Below are 15,242 nucleotides of genomic sequence, written 5' to 3' on the forward strand. Positions count from 1 at the left end.
TGATACCGCTTCAGATACATGGTGATCTTCTCCGGCCCGAAGTGATACTGCTGACGCAGCCAGAGGATCTTCTCGATGACCTCCGCGTCGGTCGCTGTCGGTGAGTAGTGCGGGGCGCTGGAGCGGTCCTTGAGCCCCTCGAACCCTTCCGCCTCATAGCGCTTCAGCCAGGCGTAGTAGGCCTGCCGGCTCACGCCGTAGTAGCGGCAGCTCGCGGCGATGTTTCCGCTGACTTCCTCGACATGTCGCAGCACCGCGAGCTTGTGATTCGCTCGCCGTTCAATGGCCCGCTGGGCCGAGGCGGAGAGTGTTGATGTCATGAGGTCTTCCTCCCAAATGGAAGACCCGACTGTCAACAACCTCCGTCAGTTTTATACCGGCGTACGGGTAGGCAGGGCCCCCACGAAAACCCCACAACTGTAGGAATCGGGGGTGGTGCAATGTCATCGAAGATGGGCTGGACGACACTGCCGTCATCGAAACGGGGCCAATGAGATCGGACCGCCGTAGAACCCCTACGCGAAAGACGCGATTTCATCATGGCCCATTACGGAGAGGGCTCAGAGAAGACCTTCCGCGGAGGGCCGTCGCCGCTGCCCCGCTCGTCCTCGTCGAAGCAGGACTGGCGGTCATCGTCACCGCGCCGACTGTGGATCAGCCGACCCGGAGGGTTCTGCAGCCCCCGAGGTCGGGATTCGGTTAGTCGCTCGCCGGCGCCTGTGCGCCCGTCTCGGCGGACGAGAGCCGGCTCATCGCAGTCGCGGTCGCCACGAGATGGGCTCGATAGCGGCGACGGACCCCCTCGGGAGCGGCGTCGCCGAAGATCATGCCGACCAGTTGCGGGGCGGCGACGAACCAGTAGCACATGGAGATGAGGGCGAAGAACGTCGCTGCGGCGTCCGAGTCGCCGCCCAGGGCGTCAGCCGTCGCAGCGACCCTGGTCTGGAAGTACGCGGCTCGCTGCGCGAAGTCGGGGACGGCGTCCGGGGCGAAGTGCAGAGCCTCCTGCTCGAACAGCCACGCCACGATCGGGTTTTCGCAGAGGAAGTCGAACAGGTCGCCGACGTATTCGGGGAGGCCGCCCTGGCCGATCGTGACGCGATTCGCCAGCTCGCCGAGTTTGGCTGCGATGGCCGCTTCGAACAGGTCCTCCTTGTTGCCGATGTAGCTGTAGATCGATGCCTTGTTGACCCCCGCACGATCGGCGATCTGGTCGATACGCGCTCCGTGGACGCCCTTTCGTGCGAATTCGACTGCGCTCGCCTCGAGCAGCAGCCGTGTGCTTTCTGCGCTGTCATACCTCTTGGACACGAAACCTCCCTCGTACCATTCTCGCGTGCTATCCTACAACTAAACGTTTAGTTATTTTGGAGGTCGTTATGAAGGTCACCGTTTCGCACCCGGTCGTTTCAGAGGTGCGGTTGAGCATCGGGCAGGTCGCCGAGCTCGAAGCCGATCAGCGCGAAGGCATCGCAGCGGTGGTGCTGGAAGCGTGCGGTCTCGAAGCGCCGCGGCAGTGGATGTCTGAGTTGGAGACCCCGGCCGATCGCATCGTCGTCGATTACGTCGCGGGGGGTCGACGCTACGAGAGGTCGTGGGTGCTGCAGGCGCACACCACCTCAGCGCGGTACTACGCACTTTCAGGTGACTCCTCGTCCAGCGGCTACGTCACCCGGCGAGCCGCCTGAGACAGTCGCCACCTGGAGAAACAGAGAGCTCCGGGGACGCCGCGCAGGCGGCATCCCCGGAGCTCTCTCCGTTGGGGCGTCTGGACCGGGAGGAGGTGCCGTGGTGAATAATTCATTCGAACGACAGATGAATGCAATAAGAAACACCTGTTGGACTCATCAATCATGGGATGCCTATCCTGTCACCCAGGACGTCGGCGCAGTTGCCCCCGCGACGACGGTTCGGCGCGGGACGACCCGCGGTAGCGCCCTGACCCGCTTTCCGCACAGCGTCTCCCGAATCGCCCCATCACCCGAGGAACCATGTCTGATCTGAAGATCGAAGTCGTCGCCCGAGACGAACTCGGAGCCATCGTGGCTCTCATCACACCGCACGGCGTCGTGGACGCGCAGTTCGCTTCGGCTCAAATCAGCCGCGGCGAAGCATGCTACGTCACCGGGCCCGACTCGTACGTACGCGTGCCGGTGCGCGCCATCTCCGCCACGGGCGGCGCGTACCTGTACGCGAACTGGGACGGAACCCGACGAAACAACCTGCACGATCTCGCCGCCGTGCGCGTACGCAGATTGTCGTCCGAAGTGGCAACCGACACCCGCGTCGTGGAGCCGAGGACTCCCACGCGGCGCGTCGCGGCACTGTTGACCCGGCTCTTCGGAGCGCGCTGACAACGATCCGAAACGACCAAAGAGAGACGATCATGAGGGCGGCGCGTCGGCCGTGAGAACCTGGAGCGCGTCGAGAAGCGCTGCGCGTTGATCCTCGTCGAGAGGCGTGAAGAGCTCGTCCAACACCCCGAGCGCGACCTGGTGGCCCTCCCCGAGGGCGGCACGTCCCGATTCGGTCAGCGCATACTCGAGCCGACGGCCTCGGCCTGCTGACCGGACGATGAGACCGCGGGTGACGAGTCGGCTCGCAAGCGTGCCGAACGACTGGTCGCTTTGAAAGGTCGCGATGGCGAGGTCGTGCCCGGACGCGTGGGGCATTCGCTCGATGGCACGTAACGCGTCCCACTGCACAAGGCTGATTCCGATGTGTCGCAGCGCGGCATCCATCGTGCGATGGTTCCGATACTGCGCACGTTTGATCGCCTGACCAAGCACTTCCAGGTTCGTCGTCACGATGCTACTGTATCAACAACGGTATATAAACATGTTGATTTAAGGAGCATGATGAGTCTCTACTTTTTCGAAGACCTGCCCGTGCTCGAGGCCGGCGACCCTGAATCGCGAACGGCCCTCGTACTTCACGGCGGCGGAGGACCGCAGACCGTCGCCCCCATCGTGAAACATCTCGCCTCGACCATGCACGCCTTCGCGCCGACGCATCCGGGATGGGATGGGACGCCGCTCCCCGTCTCGGTCGCCTCGGTCGCAGACCTCGCATCCGGCTACCTCGCCCGATTGTTCGATCGCGGAGAGCGTGACGTCGCGTTGATCGGCTCTTCGATCGGCGGGTGGATCGCACTCGAGATGGCGTTGCAGGCCGCCGCCGACGACCAATACGCCGGGCTGATCAGCGCCGTCGTCGACATCGACGGTGTCGGAGCGGTCGTCGAGGGCGAGCCGATCGCGGACTTCTTCGCCCTCGACGCCCGCGGCCTCGCCGAGGTCGCCTGGCATGACCCTGACCGCGGCTACCAGGATCCCGCCTCGTTGACCGACGCGCAGCGCGCCATCCAGCAGGCGAACGGTCGCACGATGGCCGCCATCACCGGCGCCGGAATGAGCGACCCCTCCCTGCTCGGCCGGCTCGGCACTGTCCAGGTACCGACCCTGATGGTGTGGGGCGAAAGCGACCGTGTCGTCACGCCGGAATACGGACGGGCAGTTGCTCACGCGATTCCCGGCGCGCAGTTCGTGCAGATCCCCGAAGCCGGACACCTTCCCCACCTGGAAGCGCCGGAAGCAACGTGGGCGGCGATCGACTCGTTCCTCGCGCGGTCCTGACCAGCCGTCCCGGCGCGATCGATCGAGCACTCTGCCTGTTCGACGATTCCGGCCCCGCCGGACTATGCGCGGGTCAGCTGCCGTAGGTCGGGATCACGGCGCCGCTCACCGGCGCGGACGTGTCAGTCGCGACGGCGACGATGACGGATGCGACCGCCTCGGGCGCCACGGCATGCGCGATGACCTCGGGTGGGAACGACGCCCGGCCGAACGGACTGTCCAGCAGCTGCGGTGCGACGGCGTTGACCCGGATGCCGGTGGGTCGCAGCTCCGCGTCGAGCACGCGTACGAGGTGCACGAGGGCGCTCTTGCTGAGGCTGTAAGCGAGGCTGCCCGTCATCGGATCGAGCCCGTGCCGCGCCGCGACGTGCACGATCGACCCGCCGCCCGCGGCCCGCATGTGCGGCGCCGCGGCCTGGCTCAACCACAGCGCAGTGCCCAGGTTCACGGACATCATCAGGCCGAGCTGGTCCGGCGTGGTCTCGGCGAGGTCGCCCAGACCGTACGTGCCGATCGTGTTGACGAGGACGCGAGGGGCGCCGATTTCTTCGGCGATGCGGTCGACGACCTCCCGTGCGGTCGCGGGATCGGTGGTGTCCGCGACCTTCCGCCGGATGGCGTCGGGCAGCAGTTCGAGAGCGTCGGCCTTGCGATCGACGGCGACGACCGTCATGCCGGCGTGGGCGAGGCCCAGGGCCACGAAGCGGCCGAGGGCGCCGGCGGCGCCGACGACGATCGCGACCGGGGGGAGTGAATCGGTCATGAGAACCTCCGGGTGGTGTGCATGGCCCAATAATAATGCTTGCGCGAGCAAATAAAAAGGTCTAATGTCACCAGCACCTGACGCGAGCGCCGCCCGCGCCCTCACCTTCGAAGGAGCATCATGTCCACTCCCGACCTTCCGGACTATGCGCCGCTTCCCGACGTCGCCCAGGGTGCGGCTCTGAACGACCAGGGCTACCACGTCGAGCGTGTGGAGCGGAACCTGTTCTGGGTCACTGACACCGTGTACCTGTCCGCGTTCCTGGCGACGCCCGACGGTGTCGTCGTCTTCGACGCGCCGCCGACGATCGGGAACAACATCCGTCGTGCGATCGACGAGGTCACCGCCTCCGAGGGCACCACCAACGCGGTGACGCATCTCGTCTACTCGCATCACCACGCCGACCATGCCGGCGCGGCCAGCCTGTTCCCTGGCGCCGTCCTGATCGGCCACGAGGACACCCGCCGCCGGCTCCTCCGCGACGACGACCCGACGCGACCGGCCCCGACCGTCACGTTCAGCGACACGTACACGCTCGAGGTCGGCGGGGAGCGGGTGGAGCTCGCGTGGCGGGGTCCGAATCATACGCCGGACAACATCTTCATCCATTTCCCGGATCACGACGCGCTCATGCTCGTCGATGTGATCAACCCCGGCTGGGTGCCGATCTTCAATTCGAACCTCAGTGAGGACATGCCGGGCTACATCGACGCTCCCGCACAGGCGCTCGAGTACAAGTGGGTGCACCTCATCGCCGGCCACCTCGGCCGGCTGGGCACGCGGGCGGACGTCGAGCTGCATCAGGCCTACATCGCCGACGTGGTCGCGGCATCCTACGCGGCGCTCTCCTCGGTGGATCCGACGCCGTACCTTGCGAAGTATCCGCCCAACCACTGGGGCTGGGTGAACGGCTACCTCGAGGAGGTCACCACGACCGCCACGAAGCCCGTCGTCGAGAAGTACACCGGAGTGCTGGGAGCGGCCGACATCGAGCCGCTCACGTACACCACGACCTTCATGCTGATGCAGTCGCTCCGCCTCGACAAGGGGGTCGGCTCCCAAGTGCACCCCTGAGCAACCGGTTGGGCGGGAGGTTCCAGATCAGTCGAAGCGATCCTCGGCGCGGAGGATCTCGACGAAGTCGGTGAGCAGGCGCCCGAGCTCCTCGACTTCGTCCGGAGTCAGGTGGTCGAACAGGGTCCGTCGCGCGCCCTCGACCTGCACGTCGTACGCCAGGTCGGTCTGCTTGCTCCCGGCTGCGGTGAGGATCACCGTCGTTGCGCGCCCGTCTGAGGCATCCGGGACCTTCTGCACCCACCCGTGCCCGCGCATCGTCTCGATGACGCGGGTCACACGGCTCGGCGAGATCCCTGTCGCCTCAGCGAGGTCGGACATCCGGAGCGTCCCGTGATCGGACTCGGAGAGATGCAGCAGCAGCCCGAATTCGGACAGCGAGACGCGCCGCGTGTCCATGAGCTCGTCGTTGAGGTGCCGGGGGAGGATCGTCGCGATCCGGACGAGAGCGCGCCAGGCGCGGGTCTCCGCAGCATCCAGACGGTCGATCCCGGTCATGTCAGTCGAAGCGGTCTTCGCGCGCAAGCGTGATCGAGAGCCGCCGCAGGACACGAGCGAGCTGTTCGGCGTCCTCACGGGTGATGTGATCGAACAGGATGCGGCGCGCTCCCTCGACCTGCACGTCGTACGCGGGCCCGACCTGAGCACGGCCGCTGTCGGTGATGGCGACTGTCGTCGCGCGCCCATCGCTGGCATCGGGGGACTTCTGGATCCACCCTCGGCGCCGCAGCGTCTCCACGACGCGCGTCGTGCGGCTGGGGGAGAGGCCGACGTCCGCGGCGAGAGTGCTCATCCGCAGCGTCGAGTCCTGGGATTCCGACAGATGCAGGAGGATCGCGAACTCTTTGACGGAGATGCGCCGCGCGTCCTCCATCTCGTTGTCGAGGTGGCGTGGGAGCAGGTCGGCGACGTGGACGAGCGCGCGCCACGCGCGATCCTCCACGTCATCGAAAGGTCTGACCTCCACCATCGTCCCCACTCTATCGTCGGGGATTGCCGGCGCCCCGATCCCTCGCTCATATAGTTGCACGCGCGAGCAAATAGTTCTACGCTGTCGACATCCACCCACCGTCTTCATCGAGGAGGGACCGGCCTCATGACCAGCGAACCTCGCCGCGATCCGCTCACCGACCCGCTCTTGACGCCGGAGAACTCGGCGCTCGTGATCATCGACTTCCAACCGACGCAGGTCGGCGCCGTGCGCTCAATGGATACGGCATTGATGACGAAGAACGCCGTCTCGCTCGCGCAGATCGCCGTGACGTTCGGACTTCCGATCGTGCTGTCGACGGTCAACGTCGCGAACGGTCAGCAGCCGACCGTTGCGGAGCTGAAGGCCGTGCTCGCCGGCAGCCCGGAGATCGACCGCACTCAGATCAACGCGTGGGAGGACGTCGAGTTCCGCACGGCCGTGGAGGCGACGGGCCGACGGAGGCTCATCATCTCTACGCTGTGGACTGAGGCGTGTCTGGCGTATCCGACGCTCGACGCGCTGCGCGCGGGCTACGAGGTATTCCCTGTGGTGGATGCCGTCGGCGGCACGTCCGAGGAGGCGCATCGCGCCGGACTCCGCCGCATCGAGGCTGCCGGCGCCCAGCCGGTCGGCTGGGTCTCCGTCGCCACCGAACTGCAGCGCGACTGGCTGCGAGGGGAGACCGCCGTTCCGATCCGGGAGATCGTGATCGTCGACCGGCTGATGAAGGAATAGGAAGGGAACGCAGATGGGACAGGAACAAGTCGTCCTCGATTTCATGGACGACGTGCTGAACAACCACAACGGCGCCAACGCGGTGAAGTACCTCACCGAGGACATGGCGTGGCACGGCGGCTCGGTCGGCACGGTCGCCGGCCGGGACAACGTCGCGGGCCTCATGGGCGCCGTGGTCGGCGCCATCCCTGACCTGCACGCCGACCTGCAGGACATCGCCGTCCAGGACGACAAGGTCGTCGTGAGGCTCATCGTCACCGGCACCCTGCGCGGCGACCTGCTGGGAGTCGCCGGCAGCGGCCAGGCGGTGCGCTGGGACGCGATCGACTTCTACCGTCTCGAGGAGGGTCTGATCGCGGAGGAGTGGGCCGGCGAAGACTTCACCGCCTTCCTCAACACCGCCGGTGCGTACCGGGCGCCGTGGATCCAGTAAAGGACATCCTGAGTGAGCGATGGGCTCTCGTGGCCGAGGTGCTCGGCGATCTCTTGCGCCGTGATTCCGCCTCGTCCAACCCGGGCCATCTGTTGGGCCGATCCGGGTTGACAATAGAAGTGGGCCAACCTGAGACGTAGGAGGTCGTCGTGGGTGATGCGACCGATCGACCGAATATCCGCGAGTACAAAGCGGATGGGGTGGTTGTGACCTGGGAGCCGGGTCGATGCCAACATGCCACTGAATGCGTCCGCGGGCTGCCGCGGGTCTTCGATCGGAGTCGGCGGCCGTGGATCGACGCTGAGGGGGCCACGGTGGATGAGATCGTGACGGTGATCGACCGGTGCCCGAGCTTCGCGCTGGGCTATAGAACGGATGATGGCCGGACGCGTACAGCCCCGGCCGCTTGAACCGGGCAAAGATCTCTTGCCCTCCGGGGTCAGCGCGAGGCGGCTGCCGGTAGGTAGTGCTCCTCGGTGACCACGCGTCCTCGACCCGGTAGTCGATGGCGATCGGGAATGGGCACGTCAATCGTTGCGTTCAAAGATGTTGACACGTCAATCACTTGGACGGTTGGAAAGGCGGCCCTCATGAGCGCGCAGTTCGAGTTCGGCCTGAATTCGTTCGGGGATGTCGCGACCGACGGCGGACGGGAGATGACGGATGCCGAGTCGGTCCGGCTGCTCATCGAGGAGGCGCAGCTGGCGGAGTCGGTGGGGCTCGACGTCTTCAGCGTCGGCGAGCATTACAAAGACAAGTCGGTCGACTCCGCGACACCCGTCGTGCTGGCCGCAGCCGCGCAGGCGACCTCGACGATCGGGCTCGGCACGTCGGTCACGGTCCTGTCGACCCAGGATCCGGTCCGGCTCTACCAAGAGTTCGCGACGGTGGATGCGCTCTCGAACGGTCGCACGCAGCTCGTGCTCGGGCGCGCCTCGGCTGTCGAGTCATTCCCGCTATTCGGCTACGACATCGCCCAGTACGAGGAGTTGTTCGAGGAGAAGCTCGACCTGTTCCTGCGGCTGATGTACGAGGACCGCGTCACCTGGTCGGGGAAGCATCGGGCGTCGCTCGACGCCGTGAGGCTGCATCCGCGCATGCCCGACGGTGGCATCCCCGCCTGGATCGGGATCGGCGGGAGCCCGGACTCGGTGATCCGCGCAGCACGCAACGGGCTGCCGCTCATGATGGCGATCATCGGCGGCCGCGCCGAACGGTTCGCGGGTCACGCGGAGCTGTACCTTCGCGCGCTGTCGTCATTCGGGTATCCCGAGATGCCGATCGCGCAGCACTCGCTCGGCCTCATCGCCGACACCGACGATGCGGCGAAGTCGGCGCACTGGGAATACTGGGAGCCGGTCGTCACACAGATCAGCAAGGAGCGCGGCTTCTACCCGCCGACCGCGGAGCGATATGCGGAGGAGGTCGACACAGGCGCGTTGTATGTCGGCTCGCCGGAGACCGTTGCGCGGAAGATCGCCGCCATCGCGCGGGCGAACCACCTCTCCCGTTTCGACCTCAAGTACGACATCACCCACCTGCCGCGCGACGTCCGGGAGCGCAGCATCCGTCTGTTCGGTGAACAGGTCGCGCCGCGCGTGCGCGAGCTGCTCGAGGAGGATGCCGAGCCGTGGCGCGAGACGGGACGACCGGTCGTCGAGATCGTCAAGGGCGGGAAGGCTGTCCATGTCTGAGATACGAACCGTGGGGATCCTGGGCGCGGGCAAGGTCGGCACGACCCTCGCCCGGCTGGCGCTTCGCGCCGGGTACCGGGTCCTGATTGCAGGGTCGGGGGATCCCGAGCGTATCGCGCTCACGATCGAGGTCCTCGTGCCGGGCGCAATGGCCGTGCGACCGGAGCGCGCGGCGCGCGACGCCGACCTCGTCATCCTCGCGCTTCCCCTGGGCAAGTACCGTCGCGTGCCTGCCGCGGACCTCGCGGGCAAGCTCGTGATCGATGCGATGAACTACTGGTGGGAGACAGACGGCGTCCGCGACGATCTCACCGACCCGCGCACCTCGACGAGTGAGATCGTCCAGGAGTTCCTACCTGCGTCACGTGTGGTGAAGGCCCTGAATCACATGGGGTACCACGACCTCGAAGACGAAGCCCGGCCCGCTGGCGCCGCGGGCCGGAAGGCCATCGCCGTCGCGGGCGACCGTCAAGCCGACGTCGCCGCCGTGGCGGAGTTCGTCGACGCTCTCGGCTTCGACCCTTTGCCGATCGGTGCGCTGGCTGCCGGGGCCGTGCTCGAGCCGGGCTACCCGACCTTCGGTGCCGACCTCCCCTCCGACGAACTGCACGCGTTGATCGCGCACGCAGCGATCGAGAACGGACGCCCCCCGGCGCCGGTCGAATAACCCGTCTCCATCCGTCCCCTCGAGAAGGAGCACAGAAATGACCAAGATCGCCATCATCATCGGCAGCACCCGCCCCGGTCGCAAGGGCAAGGATGTCGCAGATTGGGTGTTCGCCCACGCCTCCCAGCGCGACGACGCCGAGTTCGAGCTCGTCGACCTCGCCGACTACCCGCTTCCGCACTTGGACGAGCCGCTGCCGCCGCGCATGGGCCAATACCAGAACGAGCACACGCGAGTGTGGTCGAAGAAGATCTCCGAGTTCGACGGGTACATCTTCGTGACGCCCGAGTACAACCACTCGACATCGGGTGTCCTCAAGAACGCGATCGACTATCTGCACACCGAGTGGAACAACAAGGCCGCGGCGTTCGTCGGATACGGCGGGGTGGGTGGGGCGCGGGCGATCGAGCATCTGCGGCTCGTGCTCGCGGAACTCCAGGTGGCCACGGTGCGCCAGACGCTCACGCTCTCGACCCTGACCGAGTTCGAGAACCTCTCGACGTTCAAGCCGGGCGACTACCAGCTCGGGTTCCTCGACACGCTCCTCGACCAGCTCATCGCGTGGTCAGAGGCGCTTGAGCCGTTGCGGGCCCGGAAGGACGAAGAGCGCGCGGCCTGAACGGCGGTTTCCATCATTCTGACGGATCGTCCGACGAGTTCGTGGTTCTCGTGGGACCGCTGTCGGCCTCGCAGCGGGGACCGCATTCGCCGACAACATCCCGTCGCAGCCGGCGCCGCGGGGCTTGAGTGCCGCCGATGGGACTCCGACGACGCCGAAAGCCGTGGCGAAGTTCCAGCAGAACGCAGGAGGGCTCACGTTCCGGTCAGCCCTGAATGCGGCATCGCCAGCGAACGAACCAGACCTGATCCTGGTCGTCGCGTCGAACGGGCGTGAGGGCTATGCGCTGAAGACGGACCTCCAACGCGCCGAGGGCACTGGTTTCAGCAGCCCTGAGGAGGCTCTGGCGTGGCAGGCAAGCACGGCCGGAAGGACCAGACGGTTCCTGTGTATCAGTCCGACGGTGTCACGATCATCGGTGACTTCGTCGTCAAGGCAACTGTCGGTTCGGCGTCCAAGTAGCCTGACCAAAGGGGCACGGCGCTGAACATGTCGTGCCCCTTCCCCTCGCCAGGGAACCAAACCTCACGAGCCGGACATTCCAGAGCATGAACGACACGCAGACCGACGAATGGCTTCTCCATCAAGCCATCGACGGTGACGGGGCCGCGTTCGCTGAACTCTTCCGACGCCACCGTGACCGGCTCTTCCGCCACGTCCTCCGCCTCGTCCCCACACCCACCGATGCAGAAGACATTGTCGGCCTGGCATTCGCCGAAGCATGGCGAAAGCGGCGGTCCGTGACGTTCATCGACGCATCGATCCTCCCGTGGCTGCTGGTCACCGGAGCAAACCTGGCGCGTAACAGTTTCCGGGCGCGGCGTCGGCACGACGCGTTACTGGCCAAACTTCCGGAGCCTGCCGTCGTTCCTGACCCGGCCACAGAGGTGATCGAGCAAGTTCACGGATCTGAAGTCTCCGCCCGTGTGCGGGAGTCGTTCGACCGGTTGTCCGACAGGGACAAACAGATCCTCAGCCTCTGCGTGCTTGAGGAGCTCAGCACCGCCGATGCCGCTGCGATCCTCCGGATCCCGGCTGGCACCGTCAAATCCAGGCTATCGCGTGCACGGCAACGGCTCACCGAATACGTGCTGAGCGCACAGCTCAGTGAAGCCGAGTTCGGCGGCCCCGAACCGACTTCTCCGGCACAGGCGCTCGAACAACAAGAGGAGCGCCTACGGAAGTACCCGAATGGTCAACGGCTGCCGGTCTACAAGAGTGACGGCGTTACTCAGGTCGGCACCTTCCTGGTCGCACCCGGGACCTAGTCAAACGAGGAATGGAACCGAACGCACGTTGCCGGACATTCCAGAATGACGTCGTACAGCGGGGCAGCCTTCATTCGGCACCGACGTCACGCGCCGCGCGTCTACTGGGGGGAGTAGACGCGCGGCACTCGCCACACGATACCGGCAAGGGAATCCGCGTCGATAGGTCAGCGTCGCTCTCTGGATAATGTCGCTGACTCTCTCCGGGGTCGCTGTCGCGAGCCTCGTGACGGGTTCGATGGCTGCATCGATTCGTCATCAAGTTGCGGGTGGTGGGTCTGGGTGGATTAGGGCGTATGCCGCCGTTGCGCACAAAGCGCTCGGGTTCAGGCGCAAGCGGCGTAGCTGAGGCCCGCAGATGTCCACCATCACCATCGTTCCGGGTCTATGGTGCGGTCATGATTGAACATGCAAAGGGCCGCCCGGACAGGCTTCCGAAGGGCGAGCAACCGATCGCGGAAGTGGCAGCCGACCGATTGGATGAGGACGGCCGACATGCCGGTCGGCTCGTTCTCACCCCGGACAGGATCTACTTCTTCGACGATGAGCACCTCAACGGGAGCCACGACGATGTCATCGACCACACCCGTTTCCAGGGCGCCGAGGTGACGGGCGACGACACTGTCGGCGTGTTGGCGCTCACCTGGAGCGGTCCGTTGAAGGTCTACGAGGGCAACACGATCGAACTCAGGGCTTTCAAGGAGGCGATCGACGACCAGCTGAATCCGTAGCCGAAGGCGCTGCGCAGACGCCGGACCGAGCGCATCGCCGGCGCCGGGGGACTGTGCGGCTCCGCCGACCACACGACATCGCCGCGAGACCGTTTCGAGTCTCCCGGCTCCGGGAGCGGCCACCTGCGCAACAGCGCGGCGTTGACGCGACGAAGATTTCTGGGCCGCTCCTATGCTCGGCGGGTGTTGGCAATGTCACTCGATTTCGCCGGCAGCTGTCAGCAGTTGCGGGAGGTGGATGAATTACGACGCTGGTGGCTGATCTGGATAGGGATCGGATCCGCAGCGGTGGCCTCGATGACGCCCCGGTATCCAGGACAAGAGCAATGGTGCAAGCAACGAGACCTGACGGACCCACTCGTACGCATCGTTCCCTCCGGCGTTTGATGGTGCTCAACGATTCACGACCCCGCACTTACCCCGCACATTGAGGCAGATCCAGGGCGACCCAAATGAAGTCGTTGCAGTCGAAAGCCGCGGAAAATCAGGTCAAGCGCACCCAAAGTAACCCAACGAGATCTACCGGAACCTAATCGTGGTGTCGCGGGTTCGAGTCCCGCCCTCGCTACAGAATCTGGAAACGGCGGCTGTTGAACAGCCGCCGTTTCGTCGTTTGAACCATCAGGACATCTCGGGGTTTGGTTCTCAACTCCCTTCCAGCAGCCGGTGCAGGTTCGCGATCGCCGGCTCGAGACCAGCGCGGTAGCGTGCCAGGTTGGCGGCGAGCTCAGGCCCGGACAGTTGCTCCCTGAGTCCGCGCGAGATGTTGGTCCTTGCCGCGTCCATCCAGTGCGCGATGTCGCGTTCTCGGGCCCAGAGGGCGTCGGCCTGCCACGCGATGAGGGTGCCGCGGATCCAATCGGCCGGGGTGTTCGGCTGACGGTTGGGCGGGCACAGGCGGTTCTTGGTCGCGATGTCGGAACGAGTCGCCTCGACGTAGCCGATCAGTGACGAGTTGAACGGCGTGAGGCCGATCCGCATCGACTGCAGCCGGATCCGCTCCGGCGCAAAGATCGGGACCTCGGGCGCAGGGTTGAGGCCGCCCGCCGCGGCGTAGACGTGCAGGGTTCCCGGCGTCGTGGGGATGGAGCCCTGTTCAAGACGGATGGCATCGGCTTCGATCCGCTGTACCCGTCCCAGGCGGGTCACCCCACCGACCCGTCGGAGTTGCTCGATCTCGGCCGTGCTGGCGGTCGGTCCCCGGAACATCGTCGGTGCGAGGCTCTCGTCGACGCGCAGCAGCTGGTCCGCGTCGCCCAATCGATCGAAGAGCTCGGTCTGGGACCCGGCCTCCGCGCACGCCTCCGCCTGCAGCGCCAGCCCGTCGAACAGTGTGGGGAGCAGCTCGCCGCCCTGGGTGAACCTGCGATTCAGGTACCAGGCTTCGCGAGGCTTGATCCAGCGAATGAGCGCCGGCGGGACGTCGTTCTGCAGCAGGTAGAGGATCGCATCCGCCGCCGTCTTGCCTGCGCCGACGACCGTGTAACCGTCCGGCGGTTCCGCCCGGCGAGCCAGCTCGTTCACCGGTACACACCGGACTCCGTCGTCCACCTCGAAAACGGGAGGGCTCGTTGCGGGAACACGAGGCTCGAGGTAGGTCGCGTCGACGACGGCTCGGCGGGCAGTGACCTCGAAGCGATCGCCTGTCAGGCGGCTGACGAACTCCCCACGCCCGACGTAGTCGCACTGCGGGAAGAAGCGGACCCGACCGGAGGCGAGCAGCCGCTCGTTCATCGCCCGCTCGTAGTACGCGCAGATCTCCCGGCCCGACGCGCGCTCGTACATCCCGGCGTTGACGCCGGTGGCATCGATCGTGTCGGTGCCGAGCGGCAGCGAGTCGACGCCGTAGTACGCGGAGGGCTGGTGCAGCCGGATGAACGGGTAGCTGTCGTTCCAGTGGCCGCCGGGTGCGAAGCGCCGATCGACCATGATCACCTCGGCGTCGGACGCCGTGATCAGGGAGTCGACGAACGCCATGCCCGACGCACCGGCGCCGACGACCAGATAGTCGGTCTCCAGAATCCTGCTCGCCATCGCTGCCGTCCTCTGCACGACCCGGAGGCCGGCACCGGTCGAACGCCCGCTCGGGTAGATCAAGCATGCGCCTGGCGAGGAAAGGACCACCAGCCCCTGGATGTGGACGCGCCGGCCCTCACCGAGGGCCTACGAACTCGATCGCCTCGCCTGCCACGTCGGCCCACTCGAGCGGGAACTCGGCAGCCATCGCGACCACGGGCGATCAACGGGTCGGGCGCCTCCACGTCGACCAGAGCACCGCCGCGATGAGGAGGGGCTGGAAGGCGAGGCGGACGAGCCGCTTGCGATCGGTGTCGAGCCCGAAGGCATCCCGGTGATGCCGCCACTGCGAGACGTTGCCGGGAAAGACCGCCGTGAAGAACGCCGCTGCCACCAAGCCCATCGTCCTTCGCCACGGCGAGGCCACCAGCGCCGTCCCCAACGCGATCTCGGCAGCGCCGGACAGCACGACCGTGGTGTCGTCGTCGATCGGGACGAACTCCGGAACCTGCGCAGAGAACTCCTGACGCGCGAAGGTGAGATGGCTCACTCCGGCGAAGACCAAGGCCGAACCGAGGAGCACGCGGACGAGCGTTCGAGGATGAGACATGCCTGCCATCGTGGCCCACAACGG

General features: G+C 66.1%; 20 protein-coding genes. 12 read left to right on the forward strand and 8 right to left on the reverse strand.

Translation table 11 applies throughout. From position 1 onward, the window contains the following. Together ACFQ9V_RS11775 and ACFQ9V_RS11780 are read right to left on the reverse strand one after the other, a co-directional pair. The coding region (locus tag ACFQ9V_RS11775; RefSeq protein ID WP_382459336.1) for a helix-turn-helix domain-containing protein at window positions 1-320 on the reverse strand (320 nt) is incomplete at its 3' end. Between the two features lie 379 nt (window positions 321-699). After that, window positions 700-1,311 (reverse strand): TetR/AcrR family transcriptional regulator, encoded by a 612-nt coding sequence (locus ACFQ9V_RS11780; protein ID WP_382459337.1) that lies wholly within the window; start codon window positions 1,309-1,311, stop codon window positions 700-702. Between the two features lie 68 nt (window positions 1,312-1,379). Between ACFQ9V_RS11780 and ACFQ9V_RS11785 the strand changes: the two genes are divergently transcribed. Beyond that, window positions 1,380-1,688 carry a hypothetical protein gene (locus ACFQ9V_RS11785; RefSeq protein ID WP_382459338.1) on the forward strand — a complete coding sequence of 103 codons (309 nt, stop codon included), beginning with the start codon at window positions 1,380-1,382 and terminating at the stop codon, window positions 1,686-1,688. Between the two features lie 303 nt (window positions 1,689-1,991). After that, the gene (locus ACFQ9V_RS11790) at window positions 1,992-2,354 is read left to right on the forward strand and encodes a hypothetical protein (RefSeq protein WP_382459339.1); all 363 of its coding nucleotides are present in this window, start codon (window positions 1,992-1,994) and stop codon (window positions 2,352-2,354) included. A 30-nt stretch (window positions 2,355-2,384) separates the two neighbouring features. On the opposite strand, the gene ACFQ9V_RS11795 is transcribed toward ACFQ9V_RS11790, so the two are convergent. Continuing rightward, complete coding sequence (locus tag ACFQ9V_RS11795) at window positions 2,385-2,807, reverse strand: MarR family winged helix-turn-helix transcriptional regulator (protein ID WP_382459340.1); 423 nt, start codon at window positions 2,805-2,807, stop codon at window positions 2,385-2,387. 81 nt (window positions 2,808-2,888) lie between these two features. On the opposite strand from ACFQ9V_RS11795, the gene ACFQ9V_RS11800 reads away from it, so the two are divergent. Then, window positions 2,889-3,635 (forward strand): alpha/beta fold hydrolase, encoded by a 747-nt coding sequence (locus ACFQ9V_RS11800; protein WP_382459341.1) that lies wholly within the window; start codon window positions 2,889-2,891, stop codon window positions 3,633-3,635. Between the two features lie 73 nt (window positions 3,636-3,708). Here the strand turns inward: ACFQ9V_RS11800 and ACFQ9V_RS11805 are convergent, their stop codons facing one another. After that, window positions 3,709-4,398, reverse strand: a complete 690-nt coding sequence (locus ACFQ9V_RS11805; RefSeq protein ID WP_382459342.1) for an SDR family NAD(P)-dependent oxidoreductase — start codon at window positions 4,396-4,398, stop codon at window positions 3,709-3,711. A 120-nt stretch (window positions 4,399-4,518) separates the two neighbouring features. Between ACFQ9V_RS11805 and ACFQ9V_RS11810 the strand changes: the two genes are divergently transcribed. Next, entirely contained in the window at window positions 4,519-5,472 is a 954-nt protein-coding gene (locus tag ACFQ9V_RS11810; RefSeq protein WP_382459343.1) for an MBL fold metallo-hydrolase, read from the forward strand. A 27-nt stretch (window positions 5,473-5,499) separates the two neighbouring features. On the opposite strand, the gene ACFQ9V_RS11815 is transcribed toward ACFQ9V_RS11810, so the two are convergent. Continuing rightward, window positions 5,500-5,970, reverse strand: a complete 471-nt coding sequence (locus ACFQ9V_RS11815) for a MarR family winged helix-turn-helix transcriptional regulator (RefSeq protein ID WP_382459344.1) — start codon at window positions 5,968-5,970, stop codon at window positions 5,500-5,502. Window position 5,971: 1 nt separating this feature from the next. Then, window positions 5,972-6,442, reverse strand: coding sequence for a MarR family winged helix-turn-helix transcriptional regulator (locus tag ACFQ9V_RS11820; RefSeq protein WP_382459345.1), 471 nt, complete (start codon window positions 6,440-6,442; stop codon window positions 5,972-5,974). A 126-nt stretch (window positions 6,443-6,568) separates the two neighbouring features. Between ACFQ9V_RS11820 and ACFQ9V_RS11825 the strand changes: the two genes are divergently transcribed. The 8 genes from ACFQ9V_RS11825 (at window position 6,569) to ACFQ9V_RS11860 (ending at window position 12,592) form a co-directional block, all read left to right on the forward strand. After that, window positions 6,569-7,180 carry an isochorismatase family protein gene (locus ACFQ9V_RS11825; RefSeq protein WP_382459346.1) on the forward strand — a complete coding sequence of 204 codons (612 nt, stop codon included), beginning with the start codon at window positions 6,569-6,571 and terminating at the stop codon, window positions 7,178-7,180. 13 nt (window positions 7,181-7,193) lie between these two features. Continuing rightward, window positions 7,194-7,613 (forward strand): ester cyclase, encoded by a 420-nt coding sequence (locus tag ACFQ9V_RS11830; protein WP_382459347.1) that lies wholly within the window; start codon window positions 7,194-7,196, stop codon window positions 7,611-7,613. Between the two features lie 149 nt (window positions 7,614-7,762). After that, the gene (locus ACFQ9V_RS11835) at window positions 7,763-8,023 is read left to right on the forward strand and encodes a (4Fe-4S)-binding protein (protein ID WP_382459348.1); all 261 of its coding nucleotides are present in this window, start codon (window positions 7,763-7,765) and stop codon (window positions 8,021-8,023) included. Window positions 8,024-8,203: 180 nt separating this feature from the next. Next, on the forward strand, window positions 8,204-9,307 hold the full coding sequence (locus ACFQ9V_RS11840; protein ID WP_382459349.1) for an LLM class flavin-dependent oxidoreductase: 1,104 nt from the start codon (window positions 8,204-8,206) through the stop codon (window positions 9,305-9,307). Further along, window positions 9,300-9,974, forward strand: a complete 675-nt coding sequence (locus ACFQ9V_RS11845; protein WP_382459350.1) for an NADPH-dependent F420 reductase — start codon at window positions 9,300-9,302, stop codon at window positions 9,972-9,974. The genes ACFQ9V_RS11840 and ACFQ9V_RS11845 overlap by 8 nt, the downstream gene beginning before the upstream one ends. Before the next feature lie 37 nt (window positions 9,975-10,011). Next, complete coding sequence (locus ACFQ9V_RS11850) at window positions 10,012-10,593, forward strand: NADPH-dependent FMN reductase (RefSeq protein WP_382459351.1); 582 nt, start codon at window positions 10,012-10,014, stop codon at window positions 10,591-10,593. Between the two features lie 548 nt (window positions 10,594-11,141). Next, complete coding sequence (locus ACFQ9V_RS11855) at window positions 11,142-11,861, forward strand: RNA polymerase sigma factor (protein WP_382459352.1); 720 nt, start codon at window positions 11,142-11,144, stop codon at window positions 11,859-11,861. 398 nt (window positions 11,862-12,259) lie between these two features. Beyond that, window positions 12,260-12,592, forward strand: a complete 333-nt coding sequence (locus ACFQ9V_RS11860) for a hypothetical protein (RefSeq protein WP_382459353.1) — start codon at window positions 12,260-12,262, stop codon at window positions 12,590-12,592. Window positions 12,593-13,237: 645 nt separating this feature from the next. Here the strand turns inward: ACFQ9V_RS11860 and ACFQ9V_RS11865 are convergent. Both ACFQ9V_RS11865 and ACFQ9V_RS11870 read right to left on the reverse strand, forming a co-directional pair. Continuing rightward, on the reverse strand, window positions 13,238-14,626 hold the full coding sequence (locus ACFQ9V_RS11865) for a pyridine nucleotide-disulfide oxidoreductase (RefSeq protein WP_382459354.1): 1,389 nt from the start codon (window positions 14,624-14,626) through the stop codon (window positions 13,238-13,240). Window positions 14,627-14,831: 205 nt separating this feature from the next. Then, the gene (locus ACFQ9V_RS11870) at window positions 14,832-15,218 is read right to left on the reverse strand and encodes a MauE/DoxX family redox-associated membrane protein (RefSeq protein WP_382459355.1); all 387 of its coding nucleotides are present in this window, start codon (window positions 15,216-15,218) and stop codon (window positions 14,832-14,834) included. Window positions 15,219-15,242 lie beyond the last annotated feature (24 nt).

It is taken from the genome of Leifsonia sp. NPDC056665 (genome assembly GCF_042791795.1).
In the GTDB taxonomy this organism is placed as follows: Bacteria; Actinomycetota; Actinomycetes; order Actinomycetales; family Microbacteriaceae; genus Leifsonia.

Excerpts from the sequence above, each read along its gene's own strand:
- ACFQ9V_RS11785 (WP_382459338.1), top strand. The coding sequence starts at position 1,380 with ATGAAGGTCACCGTTTCGCACCCGGTCGTTTCAGAGGTGCGGTTGAGC.
- ACFQ9V_RS11790 (WP_382459339.1), top strand. The coding sequence starts at position 1,992 with ATGTCTGATCTGAAGATCGAAGTCGTCGCCCGAGACGAACTCGGAGCC.
- ACFQ9V_RS11805 (WP_382459342.1), bottom strand. The coding sequence starts at position 4,398 with ATGACCGATTCACTCCCCCCGGTCGCGATCGTCGTCGGCGCCGCCGGC.
- ACFQ9V_RS11810 (WP_382459343.1), top strand. The coding sequence starts at position 4,519 with ATGTCCACTCCCGACCTTCCGGACTATGCGCCGCTTCCCGACGTCGCC.
- ACFQ9V_RS11815 (WP_382459344.1), bottom strand. The coding sequence starts at position 5,970 with ATGACCGGGATCGACCGTCTGGATGCTGCGGAGACCCGCGCCTGGCGC.
- ACFQ9V_RS11820 (WP_382459345.1), bottom strand. The coding sequence starts at position 6,442 with ATGGTGGAGGTCAGACCTTTCGATGACGTGGAGGATCGCGCGTGGCGC.
- ACFQ9V_RS11825 (WP_382459346.1), top strand. The coding sequence starts at position 6,569 with ATGACCAGCGAACCTCGCCGCGATCCGCTCACCGACCCGCTCTTGACG.
- ACFQ9V_RS11830 (WP_382459347.1), top strand. The coding sequence starts at position 7,194 with ATGGGACAGGAACAAGTCGTCCTCGATTTCATGGACGACGTGCTGAAC.
- ACFQ9V_RS11840 (WP_382459349.1), top strand. The coding sequence starts at position 8,204 with ATGAGCGCGCAGTTCGAGTTCGGCCTGAATTCGTTCGGGGATGTCGCG.
- ACFQ9V_RS11845 (WP_382459350.1), top strand. The coding sequence starts at position 9,300 with ATGTCTGAGATACGAACCGTGGGGATCCTGGGCGCGGGCAAGGTCGGC.
- ACFQ9V_RS11850 (WP_382459351.1), top strand. The coding sequence starts at position 10,012 with ATGACCAAGATCGCCATCATCATCGGCAGCACCCGCCCCGGTCGCAAG.
- ACFQ9V_RS11855 (WP_382459352.1), top strand. The coding sequence starts at position 11,142 with ATGAACGACACGCAGACCGACGAATGGCTTCTCCATCAAGCCATCGAC.
- ACFQ9V_RS11860 (WP_382459353.1), top strand. The coding sequence starts at position 12,260 with ATGATTGAACATGCAAAGGGCCGCCCGGACAGGCTTCCGAAGGGCGAG.
- ACFQ9V_RS11865 (WP_382459354.1), bottom strand. The coding sequence starts at position 14,626 with ATGGCGAGCAGGATTCTGGAGACCGACTATCTGGTCGTCGGCGCCGGT.
- ACFQ9V_RS11870 (WP_382459355.1), bottom strand. The coding sequence starts at position 15,218 with ATGTCTCATCCTCGAACGCTCGTCCGCGTGCTCCTCGGTTCGGCCTTG.